At 72.0% G+C, this 15,963-nt stretch carries 10 protein-coding genes; 4 read left to right on the forward strand and 6 right to left on the reverse strand.

Features of this window, described 5'->3' with window-relative positions; translation table 11 throughout:
- Positions 1-245 precede the first annotated feature (245 nt).
- Positions 246-959, reverse strand: a complete 714-nt coding sequence (locus tag DFJ69_RS01490) for a TetR/AcrR family transcriptional regulator (RefSeq protein WP_116020803.1) — start codon at positions 957-959, stop codon at positions 246-248.
- A gap of 99 nt (positions 960-1,058) precedes the next feature.
- Here DFJ69_RS01490 and DFJ69_RS01495 point away from each other — a divergent pair, with 99 nt between their 5' ends.
- Together DFJ69_RS01495 and DFJ69_RS01500 are read left to right on the forward strand one after the other, a co-directional pair.
- Positions 1,059-2,249, forward strand: coding sequence for a serine hydrolase domain-containing protein (locus DFJ69_RS01495; protein WP_116020804.1), 1,191 nt, complete (start codon positions 1,059-1,061; stop codon positions 2,247-2,249).
- 184 nt (positions 2,250-2,433) lie between these two features.
- Entirely contained in the window at positions 2,434-2,790 is a 357-nt protein-coding gene (locus tag DFJ69_RS01500) for a nucleotide pyrophosphohydrolase (RefSeq protein ID WP_211328475.1), read from the forward strand.
- A 147-nt stretch (positions 2,791-2,937) separates the two neighbouring features.
- On the opposite strand, the gene DFJ69_RS01505 is transcribed toward DFJ69_RS01500, so the two are convergent.
- Both DFJ69_RS01505 and DFJ69_RS01510 read right to left on the reverse strand, forming a co-directional pair.
- Positions 2,938-6,684 carry an RCC1 domain-containing protein gene (locus DFJ69_RS01505; protein WP_116020805.1) on the reverse strand — a complete coding sequence of 1,249 codons (3,747 nt, stop codon included), beginning with the start codon at positions 6,682-6,684 and terminating at the stop codon, positions 2,938-2,940.
- Positions 6,685-7,970: 1,286 nt separating this feature from the next.
- Positions 7,971-9,833, reverse strand: a complete 1,863-nt coding sequence (locus DFJ69_RS01510; protein ID WP_147312161.1) for a WD40 repeat domain-containing serine/threonine protein kinase — start codon at positions 9,831-9,833, stop codon at positions 7,971-7,973.
- Positions 9,834-10,178: 345 nt separating this feature from the next.
- Here DFJ69_RS01510 and DFJ69_RS01515 point away from each other — a divergent pair, with 345 nt between their 5' ends.
- Positions 10,179-10,859: an alkylmercury lyase family protein gene (locus tag DFJ69_RS01515; RefSeq protein WP_116020807.1), complete on the forward strand. Its 681-nt coding sequence runs from the start codon at positions 10,179-10,181 to the stop codon at positions 10,857-10,859.
- A gap of 737 nt (positions 10,860-11,596) precedes the next feature.
- Here DFJ69_RS01515 and DFJ69_RS01520 read toward each other — a convergent pair.
- Both DFJ69_RS01520 and DFJ69_RS36320 read right to left on the reverse strand, forming a co-directional pair.
- Positions 11,597-12,289, reverse strand: a complete 693-nt coding sequence (locus tag DFJ69_RS01520; RefSeq protein ID WP_116020808.1) for a bactofilin family protein — start codon at positions 12,287-12,289, stop codon at positions 11,597-11,599.
- Positions 12,286-13,281, reverse strand: coding sequence for an FAD-dependent monooxygenase (locus DFJ69_RS36320; protein ID WP_342769832.1), 996 nt, complete (start codon positions 13,279-13,281; stop codon positions 12,286-12,288). The genes DFJ69_RS01520 and DFJ69_RS36320 overlap by 4 nt, the downstream gene beginning before the upstream one ends.
- A 49-nt stretch (positions 13,282-13,330) precedes the next feature.
- Here DFJ69_RS36320 and DFJ69_RS01525 point away from each other — a divergent pair, with 49 nt between their 5' ends.
- On the forward strand, positions 13,331-15,121 hold the full coding sequence (locus DFJ69_RS01525; protein WP_116020809.1) for a PD-(D/E)XK nuclease family protein: 1,791 nt from the start codon (positions 13,331-13,333) through the stop codon (positions 15,119-15,121).
- 184 nt (positions 15,122-15,305) lie between these two features.
- On the opposite strand, the gene DFJ69_RS36020 is transcribed toward DFJ69_RS01525, so the two are convergent.
- Entirely contained in the window at positions 15,306-15,608 is a 303-nt protein-coding gene (locus tag DFJ69_RS36020) for a DivIVA domain-containing protein (protein ID WP_116020810.1), read from the reverse strand.
- Positions 15,609-15,963: the final 355 nt, after the last annotated feature.

Genomic DNA, 15,963 nt, shown 5'->3' on the forward strand with positions numbered 1-15,963 from the left:
GCGACCTTGCCGCCCCCGGGCCACACGACCACGCCGAACATCTGCCCCGACTTGGAGGGGCGGGACGTGATATTCGAGCGCCATTCGACGTACCTTTGGGCGTCTCCCTACGCGTAGGCCCTTGAACTCCGTTCTCGGCAAGAACGCCTGTAGAGCGGAGGAGATCCAAATATGGTCCGGTCCCGCATTCGCCGGAACGGACGCGACCGCTCCACTTCCGCGTGCCCGGAGTCGTTCGGCCGTGGTCACCGCGACCGTTCGTTCCCGCTGTTCGGTCGGGATCGCTGGGCGCGGAGTTCGACGGCGTCGAGGAAAAGCTCGAGGGCGACCTCGAACTGGTCCTCGGCGTCGACGTCGGCCAGGTGCGGGGCGACGGAGGCGATGTTCGGATAGCGGTCGGCCGGGAGGGCCACGTACTCCCGGCTCCAGGCCCTGCGGTCACCCGCGAGGGCGTCGTCCGGCAGGGTCAGTTGGGTGGCCTCGAAGGCGGAGTAGGCCAGGGTGACGTCGACCAGGGCGCGGTAGCAGGAGGCGGCCTCGCGGCCGTGGAGGCCCGCCTGTCGGAGGGCGCCGAGCACGATCTCGGCGCCGGCGAACTCGGCGTCGCGGCGGGCGGTGCGGCAGGCGACCAGGGCGGCCGCGTGGGGGTGGGTGCGGCAGGCGCGGCGTACGCGTCGGGCCAGGTCGGCGAGGGTGTCGCGCCAGTCGGGCGAGGGGCTGAAGCCGGTCAGCGACTCGTCCAGGAGGCGGTCGGTGATCGCTCGCAGCAGGTCGTCCTTGCCGCCGAAGTGCCGCAGCACGGCGGTGTGGTCGACGTTCAGCTCGGTGCCGAGCCGGCGGAAGGTCAGGGCGTCCGCGCCGTCTCGTTCCATGATCGCCATCGCGGTGTCCACGATGCGCTCGGGGGTGAGGAAGCCCAGGGAGCGGCGGCGTCGCGGCGGGGCGGCGGGCGGGTCCATCACCGGGCCAGGATACCCGCCCGCGCTAAGCACCACCGTTGACACCATTGGTGCTTAGGGGGTTTCATGCATCACCACCCCCCAACGAACGGAGCACCGATGCTCAAGCGAAGCTTGGCGGCGGCGGCCTCGGCGGGCGTTCTGCTGACGTCCGCGCTGCCGGCACCGGCCCGGGCCGACGACAAGCCGCTGCCACTGCCGCTGCTGGCCCATCTGCCCTTCTACCCGCGAACCACGATCCCGGCCGCCGACCGCCCCGAGCCCCTGTTGCAGCAGGGGCGTCAGATCGAGGCGACGTACTCCTACCAGGGCAGGTCACACCGCCTGCGCGACTTCCTGGCGCGCTCGTCGACCCTGGGCTACCTCGTGCTGCGCCACGACGCGATCGTCGACGAGCGCTACTTCTCCGGCCACACCGCCGCCAGCCGCTTCAACTCGTGGTCGGTCGGCAAGTCCATCACCTCGGCCGCCGTCGGCGCGGCCATCGCCGACGGGCACATCGGCTCCGTCGACGACCCGGTGACCCGGTACGTCCCGGAGCTGCGCGGCACCGCGTACGACGGTGTCAGGCTCCGCGACGTGCTCCACATGGCGTCCGGCCACAAGTACGACGAGACCGACTACTCCAACCCCACCAAGGGCTCGACCGCCACGACGATCCGCATGATCTTCGGCACGTCGCTCACCACGCAGGCCCGCGAGGCGGTGCGGGAACGGCCGCCGGGCACCCGGTGGAACTACGACTCGATGAACACCTTCGTGCTCGGCTGGGTCGTCGCCAAGGCCACCGGACGACCCTTGTCCGCCTACGTCCGGGACCGCATCTGGCGTCCGGCGGGCATGGCGGCATCCATGCTGATGGGCCGCGACTACGCGGGCAACGACATCGGCTACTGCTGCTACCACACCACCGTTCGGGACTTCGCCCGCTTCGGCCTGCTCTACCTGCGCAACGGCCGCGCGGGCGGACGGCAGGTGCTCCCCGCCCAGTGGGTGCGGGACTCCACGCACAGCACCGAGCCCTACCTGCAGCCCGGCCATCTGACCCCCGACAAGCCGGACAGCCCGGAGAACGCCTTCGGGTACGGCTACCAGTGGTGGCTCGGCGACCGCGACCGCGACCGCGGCGACTACACCGCCGTCGGAATCCTGGGACAGTTCGTCTACGTCTCCCCCAAGGACGGCGTCGTCATCGTCAAGGTCAGCGAAGACCTCAACTCGGCCGTCCACCAAGCCGAGGCGCTCCACGCCTTCCGGGCGGTCGCCGACACGGTGACCGGACGCCGCTGAGCCGAATCCCCACGCCCGCCCTCCCACCCTTCCGGTGCCGAGGGCGGGTCTCTATCTTCCGAACGGGTGAAGGCCGCGTCCCTGACGCGGGGGGTGTCGGTCGGCCTCGGGCACCGGAACCGTCGCCCGTGCCCCGCCCCTCGCCCACCTTCGGCGGGTCCGCGTTCCCTCTACGCTGGGCGGCGTGCGAGAGATCGAGGAATTGGCGGGCCGCCTTCGCGAGTTCGCCGCGGTGCGGGACTGGGAGCACTACCACACGCCCAAGAACCTGGCGATGGCCCTGTCCGCCGAGGTCGGCGAGTTGGTCGCCGAGTTCCAGTGGCTCACTCCCGACGAGTCGGCCCGGATCATGAACGACCCCGAGGCCGCCGCGAGGGTCCGCGCCGAGATCGGCGACGTCTTCAACTACCTCACCCGCCTGGCCGACGTCCTCGGCATCGACATCCTCGACGCCGCCCGCACCAAACTCGACAACAGCGAACGCCGCTACGACCCCACCACCTACCGAGGCCCCTTCCGCAAGGCACCCCCACTCCCCTGACGCCGCCCGACGTCGTTTCGGGAGTCGGTTCCGCTCAGAGGGTGAAGCGGCGGCGATCATCTCGACGCCCCGTTCCCGAGCCCCGGGCGGCCGTGAGCCCGTGAGGCGGGATGCCGTCCTCACGGGCTCACTGCTCGGGATCCGACGTCAGGGGGTGCCGCTGATCTGGGCGGGGATGTTGCGATCGGTGTAAGTACCGTCGCCGAGCTGACCGTAGGCGTTCGAGCCCCACGAGAACAGCGTTCCGTCGGCGCGCGTCGCCAGGCCGGACCAGTACCCGCCCGCGACACCGGTGGCCCCGGTGAGCTGGTGGACGGTGACCGGGGTGGTGACGGATCCGCCCGTCTGGCCGTTGCCGATCTGGCCGAAGCCGTTGTAGCCCCACGCCGCGGTGGTCCTGTTACCGCGGACGGCGTAGGTGTGGAAATCGCCGGCGCTCACGGTGAGCGCCTGGCTCAGGCCGGTGACGGTGACCGGGGTGTGCCGGTCGGTGGTCGTGCCGTCGCCGAGCTTCCCGCTGAAGTTGTCGCCCCACGCCCGTACGGTGCCGTCGGTCTTCACCGCGACGGAGTGGTCGCGGCCGGCGGCGACCGCGCCCTGCCACGTGGAGACCCCGGTCAGGCCGGTCACCTGGACGGGACCGGCGCGGAGGGTCGTGGTGCCGTCGCCGAGAGCGCCCTTGGTGTTCGAGCCCCAGGCCCAGACGGTGCCGTCGGTCCTCACCGCCAGCGAGTGGTGCTCGCCGCCGGAGACGGCGGCCACTCCGGTGAGCCCGCCGCCGACCTGGACGGGCGTGGTGGACGGTGCCGTGACCGACCCGGTGCCCAACTGGCCCGCGCCGTTGCTGCCCCACGCCCAGACGGTGCCGTCGGACTTGAGCGCCAGGGAGAAGAACCCTCCGGCAGACACCGCGACCACTCCGTTCAGACCGCTGACCTGGACGGGGGTCAGGCGGTCGGTGGTGGTGCCGTCGCCGAGCTGGCCGTTGGCGTTGTCGCCCCAGGCCCAGACGGTGCCGTCGGTCTTCAGCGCCAGGGAGTGCCCGACGCCCCCGGAGACGGAACCGGCGGTACGGGCGACCCCGGTCAGGCCGCTGACCGGGACGGGGGTGGTGCTGCTGGTGGTCGTTCCGGTTCCGAGCTGCCCGTCGTAGTTGCGACCCCATGCCCGTACGGTGCCGTCGGGCCGTACCGCCAGCGCGTGGGCGTCGCCGGCGGCGATGCCGCCGCGCAGGTGGTTCACCGCGGCCCGGAGGTTGGGCTGCGGGCCGATGTGGTGGGTGTCGGCGGTGGGCTGAGGCGTGCCGGTCCGCTTGAGCACGTCCTTGACCTGCTCCGGGCTCAAGGGGAAGCCGTGGTTCTTGGCGACGCCCTGCAACGCGGCCACGGTGCCCGCCATGATGGCGCTGGCGCCCGACGTGCCGCTGAAGCTCGAGGTGTAGATCTTGTTGCCGTCGGTCCCGCCGGGCGGATACGAGCCGCCGCCCAGGTTGCCGGTCGACCAGATGCACGTTCCGTACGCCTGGACGTCGACCCGCGAGCCGTAGGTGGAGAACGACATGGCCGTACGCTCGGCCGGACGGTTGGAGCCGTTGCAGTTGCCGCCGCCGGGGCTGGGCGGCTCGCCCGCGCCGACCATCAAGGCCCCGGAGTTGGGCCGGCTCATGACGGTGACGGCGTTCTCGTCGTCGGTCCTGTCGAGGTCGTTGCCGCCGTTCCCGGCGGCCTCGACCACGGTGACGCCGGAGGCGACGGCGAGGACGGTCTGGTCGTAGACCTGGGCCGACAGCTCCCACGGGTACCAGCCCTGAGGGCTCGTGGTGGCGACCTCGTAGAGGATGACGTCGCCCGGTGACGAATGGGTCACCGCGTAGGCGGTGGCGCCGCCGTCGACGAGCGTGGCCGACATGTGCAGCTTGGCGCGGGGCGCGATGCCCGCGATGCCGACGCCGTTGTCGTCCTGCGCTCCGATGATCCCCGCCACCGCGGTCGCGTGGTGCGGGTTCTCCCCGGAGAACTGGGAGTCGTAGCGGTTGTTGCACGGGGTGCCCACCGTGGCCGGAACGTTGATCGGCGGGCCGGCGGGGCCGGGTCGTCCCGCCAGGTCCTCATGGCACAGGTTGGTGACATTGACGAGGTACGGCAGTTCCACCGGGGCGCCGGCACCGGCGGTGTCGCCCCTGCCGAGCTGACCGCCCGCGTTGGCTCCCCACGTGTACACCCGGCTGCCCCAGGTCGATTTGACGGTGACGTTGTGGTTCGCACCCGCCGCCAGCCCCTGGAAGGAGACCGGAAGCTCGAAGGGCGTGCCGGTGTCGGCGGTGCCGCCGTTGCCCACCTGCCCCTGGTCGTTCGCGCCCCAGGCATAGGACCGGTTCAGGTTGGTGGTGACGACGCTGTGCGCGGCTCCGGCTGCGATCCCGGTGACGTACGTCATGCTCGGGAGCTGCACCGGGGAGAGCCGGTTCGTGGTGGTGCCGTCGCCGAGCTGACCTCGGTCGTTGCGGCCCCACGCCCGGACGGGATCGGCGAAGTTGACCGCCAGCGTGTGCGCGCCCCCGGCGCTGACCTCGTCGGCGATGAGGCCCGGAACGGTGACCGGCACGCTGCTCGGGGTGGTGTTCCCGGTGCCGAGTTGGCCGCTGTCGTTCCTGCCCCAGGTCTTGACGGTGTAGTTCGTCAGCGCGACGGCCGAGTGGCCCCCTCCCGCCGAGACCGCCTCGGGCGTGGTGCGCGCCCCGGTCAGTCCGGGGACGGTGACCGGGGTCGTGCTGGAGGTGGTGGTGCCGTTGCCGAGCTGACCGTTGTCGTTGTTGCCCCACGCCTTGACGGTGCCGTCGGTGAGAACGGCCAGGACGTGCCCGTCGGAGCCTGCGGCCACGCTGGCGGCGTTGGTGATGCCGGGCACCTGAACGGGCACGTTGCTGTCGGTGGTGGTGCCGTTGCCGAGCTGTCCCTTGGCGTTGTCGCCCCACGCCCACACGGTGCCGTCCATCTTCACGGCGACCGAGTAGTCCGCCGCGGCCGACACGACCTTGACGTCGGAGATGCCGGACAGCCGGATCGGGACCCTGCTGTCGGTGGTGGTGCCGTTGCCGAGCTGTCCCTGGCCGTTGTCGCCCCAGACCCAGAGGTGACGGCCGCCGGCCATGACGAGGGAATGACGTCCACCGGCCGCCACCGCACCATGGACGGTCCATGGGCTCCAGTACGAGCCCACCTCGATGTCGGTCACCGTGATGCCCTCGCCCTTACCGCCGGGCAGCGAGTTCGCGGCATCGGCGTCCACACCCGTTCCCCCGGGCGCGCCGACGGCGTTGCGATAGTTCTGGTTGGGTCGCAACGGCTCGGCGGGGGCCTTGACGATGGGCTGGGCCTGGGCGATCTCGACCGAGGGCAACGCGTTCAGGTCCTTGAGCAGCCCTTCGATGCCCTTGGGGACATGGATGGTGAACCAGGAATTCAGGTCGGGCAGTTCGCGTCCGGTCCGCGCTTCCACCTTGATGCGGTGGTCGTCGATCTCCTTTTCGGGCCTGTTGTAGGAGGGCCGGATCTCGGCCCCCGGATACCGGGCCAGGATCGTCCGCAGCGCGTTGGCGTCTCCGTCGTCCTTGGCGACCGGCCGCTGGGCCCGTACCCGGACCTTGCGCTCGGCCTTGAACTTCACGGTCAGCTCGGTGGTAGAGAACCCCTTGGGCAGCGGCCCGCGGCTCCCGGGGATCCTCCCCTTGTCCTTGCCGTGGTCGTAGGCGGGCCTCGGCTCGGGGGCGGCGGCCCGGCTCGATGCCGTGGTCATCATGGGGAGGCCGCCGATGGCGAGCGCCAAGGCCACCGAGGCGAGCCTCCGCGGAACCGAACGACGTGAGGGCGGGCGCGGGCCCGGGGGTGCGGACATGAAAGTCTCCTTCAGAAAATGATCAACAATCCGAAAGAGGCTAACCGCCCAAGATCTTCAAAAGGAACGCGACGGAATACGGTGAACCCATCGATTTCCTTGGATCCATTGAGTCGATCTCTCGAACCGGCCATTGTAGGATCGATCACCCCGACGAGGTCGGCTCGCAGGGTCCAACGATAAAATCTTCCTTTCCATTTTCTCGAGCACCCTCCGGCCGGCGGATCGTCACAGGAACGAGGAATTGTGCGCGTTTTCCTCGGCTCGGGTCGGCGTCCGCCGGACGGGGCTGCCTGGTCGGCGACGCCGGTCATCGCCGCCGTGGCGGCATGGATGCCCTGCAGCGCGGGAGTTGGGGCCGCCTGGGCGTGGCCCTCCTGGGGCGGGTCGGTTTCCCGGCGGGGCGGCACTGCCGTCGTGGCCGGTGCTGCGGCTGCTGGGCGTTCGCCCGGCGTTCTCGGTGGCGGCGTGGGGACCGCCGTATCCCTCCTGGTCGGCTGGTTCGCGGTGCAGGCGCGGCTGCCGCTGGACCTCACCGGACCCGGCCTGTTCCCTGTTCGCCTTTGTCGGCTACGCGGCCTCGGCCCTGATCTGCGGACGCGGAGCGTCGCGGCCGTGGCGGATCGGCGCGCTGATCGCCGTCTCGGCTGTGCCGCCCGCCTCCTGGCTCGTCGCCGCGCAGGAGGAGGAGCGATCATGGGCGGCGCGAGACCGCTACCTTGCGGGCACCGGAGTCCCTCCGGCCGGCCCCGGACCTGCCCGGCTACGTGGTCAAAGGACGCCTCCCCTTTCGACCACGATTTCCACTACGCCCTCGTGCCCGCAGGGCTCGCCTCGGTGGGTGCGGGAGGGGACGCCTACACGGTGGCGACTTCCACCATGAGTGTGGGCGTCCGCCGGCTTCCGGCCCGCTTCGCGCCGCAGAAGCGCTGCAACCGGGACGACGCATACCCACCCGACCAGTCCAGCACGGCCGCCGGGCCGAGCCTGTGGCGAGGCTCGAAGGACCCGAGGAACGTCGTCTACCTGGCCCGGAGGAGGTCAGCGTGGCGCAGGGCGGCGACTCCATCGACGAGGAACGATGGCCTCCGTCCGGTCTCGTGTTACCGCGCTCCCGGCTGACGCTTTCTCCGCCACGGAATCCCGCCACGGAGCCCCGAGCGGGTCTGCCGTGGTCGGCCGAGCCTTGACGGCGCCACCGTCGCCCCCGGGATCCCTCCGACGACCTGAGCGCCGCAGGACGAAGGGCGTCGGAACGGCCCTTCACGCCGGTGGCGGGCTCGTGGTCAGGGGGCTCTCCACAGCCTGACCGTGCCGTCGTCGCCGCCGGTGGCCAGCGTCGATCCGTCCGGGCCGAACGCCACCGAACGGATGACGCCGGTGTGGCCTCCCACCGTGCCGATGGCGTGCGGGTCGCGCAGCGTCCACACCCTCACGTAGGCGTCATCGCCCCCGGAGGCGAGCAGCGCGCCGTCCGGACCGAACGCCACGGACCGCACCTCGCCGGCATGCCCGGAGAGGGTCGCCGTGCAGCGGCGGGTGGACATGTCCCACAGCCTGATCGTGGAATCGCTGCAGGCGGCGGCCAGCAGCGCTCCGTCCGGGCTGAACGCGACCGCCCGAACCCGGCCCATGACCTCGCTCAGGGCGCTGACGTGGGCTCCGGCGGACGCGTCCCACAGCCGGATCTCGTCCCGACGCCCGTTCACGGCCAGCGTCGAGCCGTCGGGGCTGAACGCCAGGCAGCTCACGCCCGGGCCGCCGCCCCGCAGCGCGGTGACGCGTCGTCCGGTGGCGACGTCCCACACCTTGACGGACCTGCCGCCGCCGGTGGCGGCCAGCCGAACGCCGTCCGGGGTGAACGCCAACGCGTCGATCCCGGCACCGTCGCCTTGAAAGGCGGCGCCGCTCCGGCCGGAGGCCACGCCCCACAGCCGGATCACGCCGTCACCGGCACCGGTGACGAGGGTCGCGCCGTCCGGGCTGAACGCCAGCCCACCGATCCGGAAGGTGTACTGATCGCGGAACTCACGGACCACACGGTGGGTGCCCAGGTCCCACAGGACCACCGCGTTGCCGTCCCCACAGGCGGCCAGGGACCCGCCGGCCGGGTTGAACGCCACCGTCTTGACCGCCCCGACCTCGGCGTTGTGCGTGAGCATGTGCGCGAGGCGCTTAGTGCGGGTGAGACGTCGAGGGCCCTTCCGCCGGACCTGCGGATCGGTGAGCGTCGAGGCCGACGGTGCCGGCGACTCGTTCCCGGGGCGAGGCGTCAGGGGGACGGGCCGAGCGGGGGGAACGGTCCGTGGGGCGGGAGTGGAGATCAGGGCGCGCAGGGTGTCGGCGACCTCGGTCGCGGATGCGGGGCGGTGGGTCGGGTCCTTGGCGAGCAGGCGCGCCACCAGTTCTCCCAGTTGGAGCGGCGCGTCCGGGCGCGACGCGGCGAGCAGGGGCGGGGGCTCGAGGAGGTGGTGGCGCATCAGGACGACCATCGACGGGCCGGTGAACGGAGGCCCGCCGGTCAGCAGGGCGTAGAGGGTGCAGCCGAGGGAGTACAGATCGGTGCGGGCGTCGGCGGCCTCGCCCTCGTACTGTTCGGGGGCCATGTAGGCGGGCGTGCCGAGGACACCGCCGGTCGCGGTGAGGCGAACGGAGGAGTCGGCGTACCAGGAGATCCCGAAGTCGCAGATCTTGACGCCGCCCTCGGTCAGCTCCATCAGGTTCGCGGGCTTGATGTCGCGGTGAACGACCCCCTTGCGGTGCGCGTACGCGAGCGCGTCGCACACCTGGGCCGTCAGCGTCGCGGCGCGGGCGAGCGGCAACCCGGCCGGCTCGCCGGGCCCGGGGGCGAGGAGCGTTGCGAAGCTGACGCCGTCGAGCATCTCCATCACGAAGAACGGGTGACCGTCGTGCTCGCCGATGTCGTGGACGACGGTGATGCCGGGATGCTGGAGGAGGGCGGCCGTCCTGGCCTCTCGCCGCAACCGGGCGTTCGGTTTCGGGTCGGGGTCCCGGTCGGCCAGCACGATCTTGATGGCGACCCGACGGCCCAGTGCTCGGTCCTCGGCCTGCCACACCTCGCCCATGCCGCCCCGGCCGAGCCGCCTCACCAGCCGATACTTGCCGCCGAGCACCATTCCGGACTCCACCGCACCACCTTCCCGGTGACCATCGACCGATGCGGCCTCGGCGGAATTCTTCCAGAGAGCACCTTTCCGGCGAACGGGTCTTCAGCCGCCGATCGGGGCCTGGCATGCCATGTGCACGAATTCGCCCACCCGGAGGGCGCCTCGAGTCGCGTTCCGGCGAACGGGGCGCCGAATGGGGGATGCGCGTCAGGTCGCCGCCGGCGGTGATGGGCGTCGGCATAGGCGGACGGGATACCGGCGATATTCGGCCGGCACCGTCCCGGTGGCCGAGGGCTCGGGGCGCGACCGCGTGGTCTTGTTTCACGTCGGTAGGCTTGGGTTCGGACCGGAAGGCGGGAACCATCGTTGAGTGCTCCGGATGCGCGATGGGTGCGCGATCTCGTTTATGAGGCATTCGCGGCCGAGGGCCGGGCGCCGTCCGTGGGGGAACTGGCACGCAGGACGCAGAGCACGGCCGGGGATGTGCTGGGCGTCCTGCGCGATCTCGCCGAGGCCCATGCCCTGGTCCTGACACCCGATGGGGATGCGGTGCGGATGGCGCACCCGTTCACGTCGGCCCCGATGGCGTTCGTGGTGACTCCCGTGGACGGCCATGACGACCGTCGCTGGTGGGGCGGATGCGCGTGGGACTCCTTTGGCATCGGCGCGGCCCTGCACCTCGACGTCCGGATCGACACGGCGTGCCCGCAGTGCGGAACCCACCTCTCATTCCCGACCGGCCCGGAGATCCCGCCGCCCGCCGAACTCGCCGTCCGCTTCCCGCGGCCCGCCGAGCAGTGGTGGGACGACGTGGTCGGTACCTGCACGATGATCCGCATGTTCTGCGACCGCGCTCACGCCGGGCGATGGACGGCGGACAACGCGCCGGGCAGCGGCCACATCACCGACGCGACGACCGTCTGGCGACTGGCCCAACCCTGGTACGGGGATCGCCTCGATCCCGGGTTCCGACCGCACAGCCGTGAGCACAACCAGGCGCTCCTTGAAGAATGCGGCCTGACCGGTCCGTTCTGGCGCCTTCCGTGACCGCTTGCCCAGCGCCTGGCTGAACGACATCGTGGCCGCCCATTTGATCGGGCGGCTCATGTCGGGCCGGCATAACGTCGACGCCTTCTAAGCACACCGTTCCATGGAGCTGAAGCGGCTGGTCGAGCGGGCGATGGGCATGGAGGCGATCCCCGGCGCGGAGCGGCCCGAGTCCGCCGCCGGCTAAGAGCCCGAGCCGGCGATCGCCGGGTGGGCCTTCCTTCTGAGCTGCGGGAAGGGGTCTCCCGGCCCGTTCGTCGCACCGTGGCGGACCTGCTCGTTCGGCGTCCGCAATCGCGACCACGAGGCCGCCGGCGGCGTTGGCGGCGGCGTTGGCGGCGGCCGGGCCGTGCTGCGAGCCGCCGCCCGACCGGGGCGGCCTCTCCTCGCGGCGCGTCGTCCGGCGGCGTCGCCCCGGCCGCCGGCCCCGCGCCCGACGAGGGGGCCGGCGAGCCCGACCCGGTCGCCCCGCGCATCTGCGACCTGCCGAGCGCCCGGTTGGGCGACGGCCTCGTCGCCGTGTCCCCGACGACCTGGCGGGCGGTTCCTGGCGCACTCGCGGTTGTCGGTCCCGGACGACCTCGGCGGCCCGAAGGGCCTGGTGAGTTGGAATGCGCACACCCGGGCGGGCGGTGCGTCGCGTCGGCCGACGCGCCGGACCCGGCCCTGAGGTGTCCATCACGGCAGGCCCGCTGAGCACCATCCCGGAGGAACGTCTCCAGCCGCGACCGAGGCGCTCAGGAGGGCGGGGTGACCGTTTCGCAGTTGACGGGCGGGACGCCGCCGACGCGGCAGGTGTCGTTGCCGACGCCGCCGTCGACCGTGCCCTGGTTGGAGCGGACGGTGAGGGAGTCGTCACCCTCGTCGCCGTGGACCCGGCCGCCCGCGCCGACGGTGGCGACGGTGATGGTGTCGCCCTCCTGGTTGCCCTCCACGACTCCGAGGACGGTCGCGCCCTGGTCGACGGTGATGGTATCCACGCCACGGGCCCCGCGGACGTCGGCACCGGCCGCCACCCGGGCCGTCGGGGTCAGGCGCAGGGTGTCGTTGTCCTGACCGCCTCGGACGTCGCCGAGGACGGCACCCTGGATCTCGAACCGGTCGGCCTGCATCTGGCCGTCGAGGGACGCCCCGACGCCGATGGAGCCGCCGCCGGTCACCGTGAGCCCGTCCGCACCGTCGCCGGCGCGGATGCGGCCGTTCATCTGGCCGGTGACGGTGATCCGGTCGTCGCCGGCGAGCGTGTCGACGATCGTCGCCTGGTCGACGTGCGAGCAGGAGACCACGTCGTTGCCGGCGGTGCCGAGGATGTTCGTCCCCGAGGCGGGCGTGCCGTTGACCGTGCAGGCGGTCTGGGCGTGGGCGGGGGTCGCGAGGCCGGTCAGGGCGAGTAAGCCGATCCCGGCGACGGCGGTGCGGCGCATCATCATTTCCTCCGCATATGTCGGATTACGTGCGAGAACGTGATTACCCGCGCGTCGGGTGGGCAATCGGGGCGCTCAGACGAGGGCCGGCGCGAGGAGCCGAAGAGCACGTGCTGCGAGGTCCACGTCCAAGAGGGGAAGCCGCACCCGGCCGCCTTCAGGAGGCCCGCACGCCGGTCGTTCCGGGCACCTCGAGCCGGCTCGGCACTTACGGAGAAGTCACCGGGAGCACCCTCGCGGATACTCGATGCATTGACCCGAAAACCGATGCGGTCAAGGAAGGCGACCCCATGGCCCAGGGCGGCGCGAGGGTGACGGTCGAGGAGCCGGCCGAGTTGGTGACGTGCGAGTCGCCCCTCGGGCCGGCGCCGCATCTGGGCGAGTGCGCGGAGCCAGCCGAGTTGGTGGCGTGCGAATCGGCCCCCGGGCCAGCGTCGCATCTGGGCGAGTGCGCGGAACCGGCCGAGTTGGTGACGTGCGAGTCGCCCCTGGTCGGCGCCGCATCTGGGCGAGTGCGCGAAGCCAGCCGAGTTCGTGGCATGCGAGTCGCCCCCCGGGCCGGCGTCGCATCTGGGCGTGTGCGCCAATCTGCCGCCGGCCCGGGGTCCCGCCGCGCTGGGAAGGACACCGCACCGAATCGTCCGCGAAGGCGTTCCCAATCTCCCCGACGGCCCCGCGCCGCGCCCCAGCACCACGCAGTCGGCCCCCGCCCGTTGCAGGAAGTCGCCGAGCTGGAGCCCTGAGGGCCCGGCTCCCACGATGACGTACCGACGGGCTCCGCGTCTGCGGGCATCGCGAGCCTCCACGGCGCGAGACGTCCGTTCAGTCCACCATCGGCGCGCCCCGCATCCACCCCATTGACCGGATGCGGCCCCACCCGTCAGACGAGCGTCGACGGCAGTCACCGGCGCGCCGCTCAACGTCCTACGGCCCCCGGCGCTCTCACTTTCCTCAGGCGGACACTGACCGAGCGCGTTCTCATGGTTGATCGAGTTCACGTGTGATCTACTGAGAGGCCCCCGATCGGACGGTTGGAGCGCCAGGGCGATGGACAGGGCGATCGATCGCTGGGCCGGGCATCCGCAGTTGCGCGGCAACCCCGAGGTCGTGCGACTCTCCGCGAGCCTGCTGGATCGGTCGGCGCGGGACTGCGCCGACTTCGCGGCGCTCAAGGCGCGGACGGCGCTGTGGCCCCGGGCTCAGGAGCGCAGGCGGTACGCGCCGTGGGAGACGTTCCCGCTCGGGTTGGTGACGGCGGCGTTGGACGCGGTGGAGTTCGAGGGCGTCGAGGTGGACGCGGCGGTGGCGGAGGCCGTCGCGGGCAACCGGTCACGGGTGCATCCGGGTGTCGAGGTCTGGGTGCGGCACGCGTGTCGGGCGTTCCTGCAGGCGGCCGAGTGGCTGGACGACGAGCTGGAGGCCGACGGGGTCGAGCTCGTTCCCGAACGGCTGCCGCGGGTCGTGCAGTCGGGGTCGGCGGCCGAGCTGCGGATGCTGACGGCGTGGGGCCGCTGGTACGGGTCGCGGGACGGCGCCGTTCGGGAATTCCGGCGGCTGCGGATGAGCCGGACGCGGTCGGCGGTCGAACCGTCCGACGAGGCGATCGCCTTCGTGGTGGCGGCGGGGCGGCGCGCGGTGGGGCACGTCTACCGGGACGCGCCCGTCGAGGTGGTGGCGGACGACGACGCGCCCGCCCGGATCCGGGTGGTCGAGGTCGGACTGGCGGCGGACGTGCGGCCGCGCGTTCTGGTGGACGCGACGCCCGAGGAGGTCCGGCACCGCTATCTCGAAGGGGTCAGGCCGCTCGCCCAGGGCGTCACGGTCGGCGGTTCGCGAAGTCCGGGGTCCGACTGTGCGGAGTGCAAGCTCCGGACGTCGTGCGACGACCTACCCCACGTCGCGGGCCTGCTCGATCTCGACGCCCCGGGGACGCACCGGCGTACGTGGTCGGTCACCGCCGGCCGCCACTACCTGGTGTGCCCGGCGCGGGCCCATCTCCGCGACGTCCGGCTGCCCGCCGAGTCGCCGGTCGACGGCTCTGCGGTGCGGCGCGGGGTGGCCGTCCACGAGTGGCTCGAGGTGGCGCATCGGCGGGGACGCCCGTGCGGGCCCGCGGACCTGCCCGATCCGGGCTCGGCCGACCTCGGGATCGCGTCCGCGATCATGACGCCGGAGGAGTACGCGGAGTCACGGCCGTACCTGCTCGCGCACCTGGCGGTGTGCCCGCTGGCCGGGTCGGGCCGGGTCACGGAGGTCACGGCGGAGCCGACGGTGGCGGTGTTCGATCCGGCGGCGGACGTGCTCGTGCTCGCCCATCCCGACCTGCTGCGGCGGGTGGACGGCCGGTTGATGTACCGCGAGCAGAAGACGACCGTACGGCCGCTGCCCGGCGGGACGACGGCCGAGGTGTTCGAGCAGGTCCCGCAGTTGGCGCTGGCGGCGCTGCTCATCGCGCACGGGGTGTTCGGGGAGTCCTCGGGGACGGTCGAGCTGGAGGTGATGACCCCTTCCCTCGCCCATGTCCTCGCGTTCGACGCGGGCGACCCTGCGGTGCTGGAGGCGGCGCGGCGGCAGATCGCCCGGATGGTGCACGCGTGGCACGGCGACACCGAGTTCGCCGCGCGCCCCGGGCCGTACTGCGAACGCTGCCCGGTGGCCCGCTGGTGCCCGGCGCCGCGCACACCCTCGACGGCTGTCGGACCGATCGAGGTGGACGGGGTCCTCATCGACCCGCGCACCGGGGAGATCCTCGACGCGCCCGGCCCCATCACCGGACGCGCCGCCGACCTGTCCTCGGCCCTCGGCGAACCCGACGGGGACGACACCCCGCCTTTCTGACTCACGGCTTATGACGATCTTGACTGTGCCCGCAGGTCCCCGAACACCGGGGCCCGCGCCGTTTTCAAGATCGTCCCATTCTGTTCCGAATTCGATTCGGCGGACTGCGCGGGGCGGTTTCCGCAGAGCCTGCCGGCCGCGACGCCGGAACGGGGAACACGCGCCGTCGCCGCCCGCGCCGCGCTCAGGACGGGCCGCCGTTCACGGTCATGCCCGACGCCTCGGGATGCGGCTCGTCCCAGAGCACCCTGTACAGGGCGGCCACGTTGGCGGCCAGGTCGTCCAGGTCCTGGTGCCTCGGCAGAAGCCGACGCAGCGCCTCGAGCCGGGCCCGGGCGTCGCCGCGCTCGCGGATCAGCAACGACACCTCGCTCTCGACGAGGTCGAGGAAGTCGTCGACCTCGCCCTCGTCATATCCCGGCCGGAGCCTCGTCGTGGAAAAGCGTTTGCCCCGAACAGCATCGGGGGTCAGCCTGAAGCCATTCATGCCGCGGGTTTTAGCACACTCGACACCAGGGAAGCGGCGGGTTTGCGCGTACTGAGCAGAACCCCTTCAAGAATCCAACATCACCCGCCCGCAAAGCCGTCGACGAGTGAGTAGCGCCACCCCGCCCCGCGCCCCCTGCCTTCCGTGAGCACTCCCGTCCCCAGAACGCTCGCCGGGCACCACCCACCCGCGCTCTCCCCCAGCACACCCCCGACCGCACGCCACCCGGCCCACCCCAGACCCCTCGCGCCCCTAACCCACGACGCTCACACCTGGACCTGCACCGCCGGACCCACGGGCTCACACCCCAGCGGCCCAGGACCACGTAACCCCGGCACCTCGCTCCCCAGACCCA

The sequence above is a fragment of the Thermomonospora umbrina genome (assembly GCF_003386555.1).
In the GTDB taxonomy this organism is placed as follows: Bacteria; Actinomycetota; Actinomycetes; order Streptosporangiales; family Streptosporangiaceae; genus Thermomonospora; species Thermomonospora umbrina.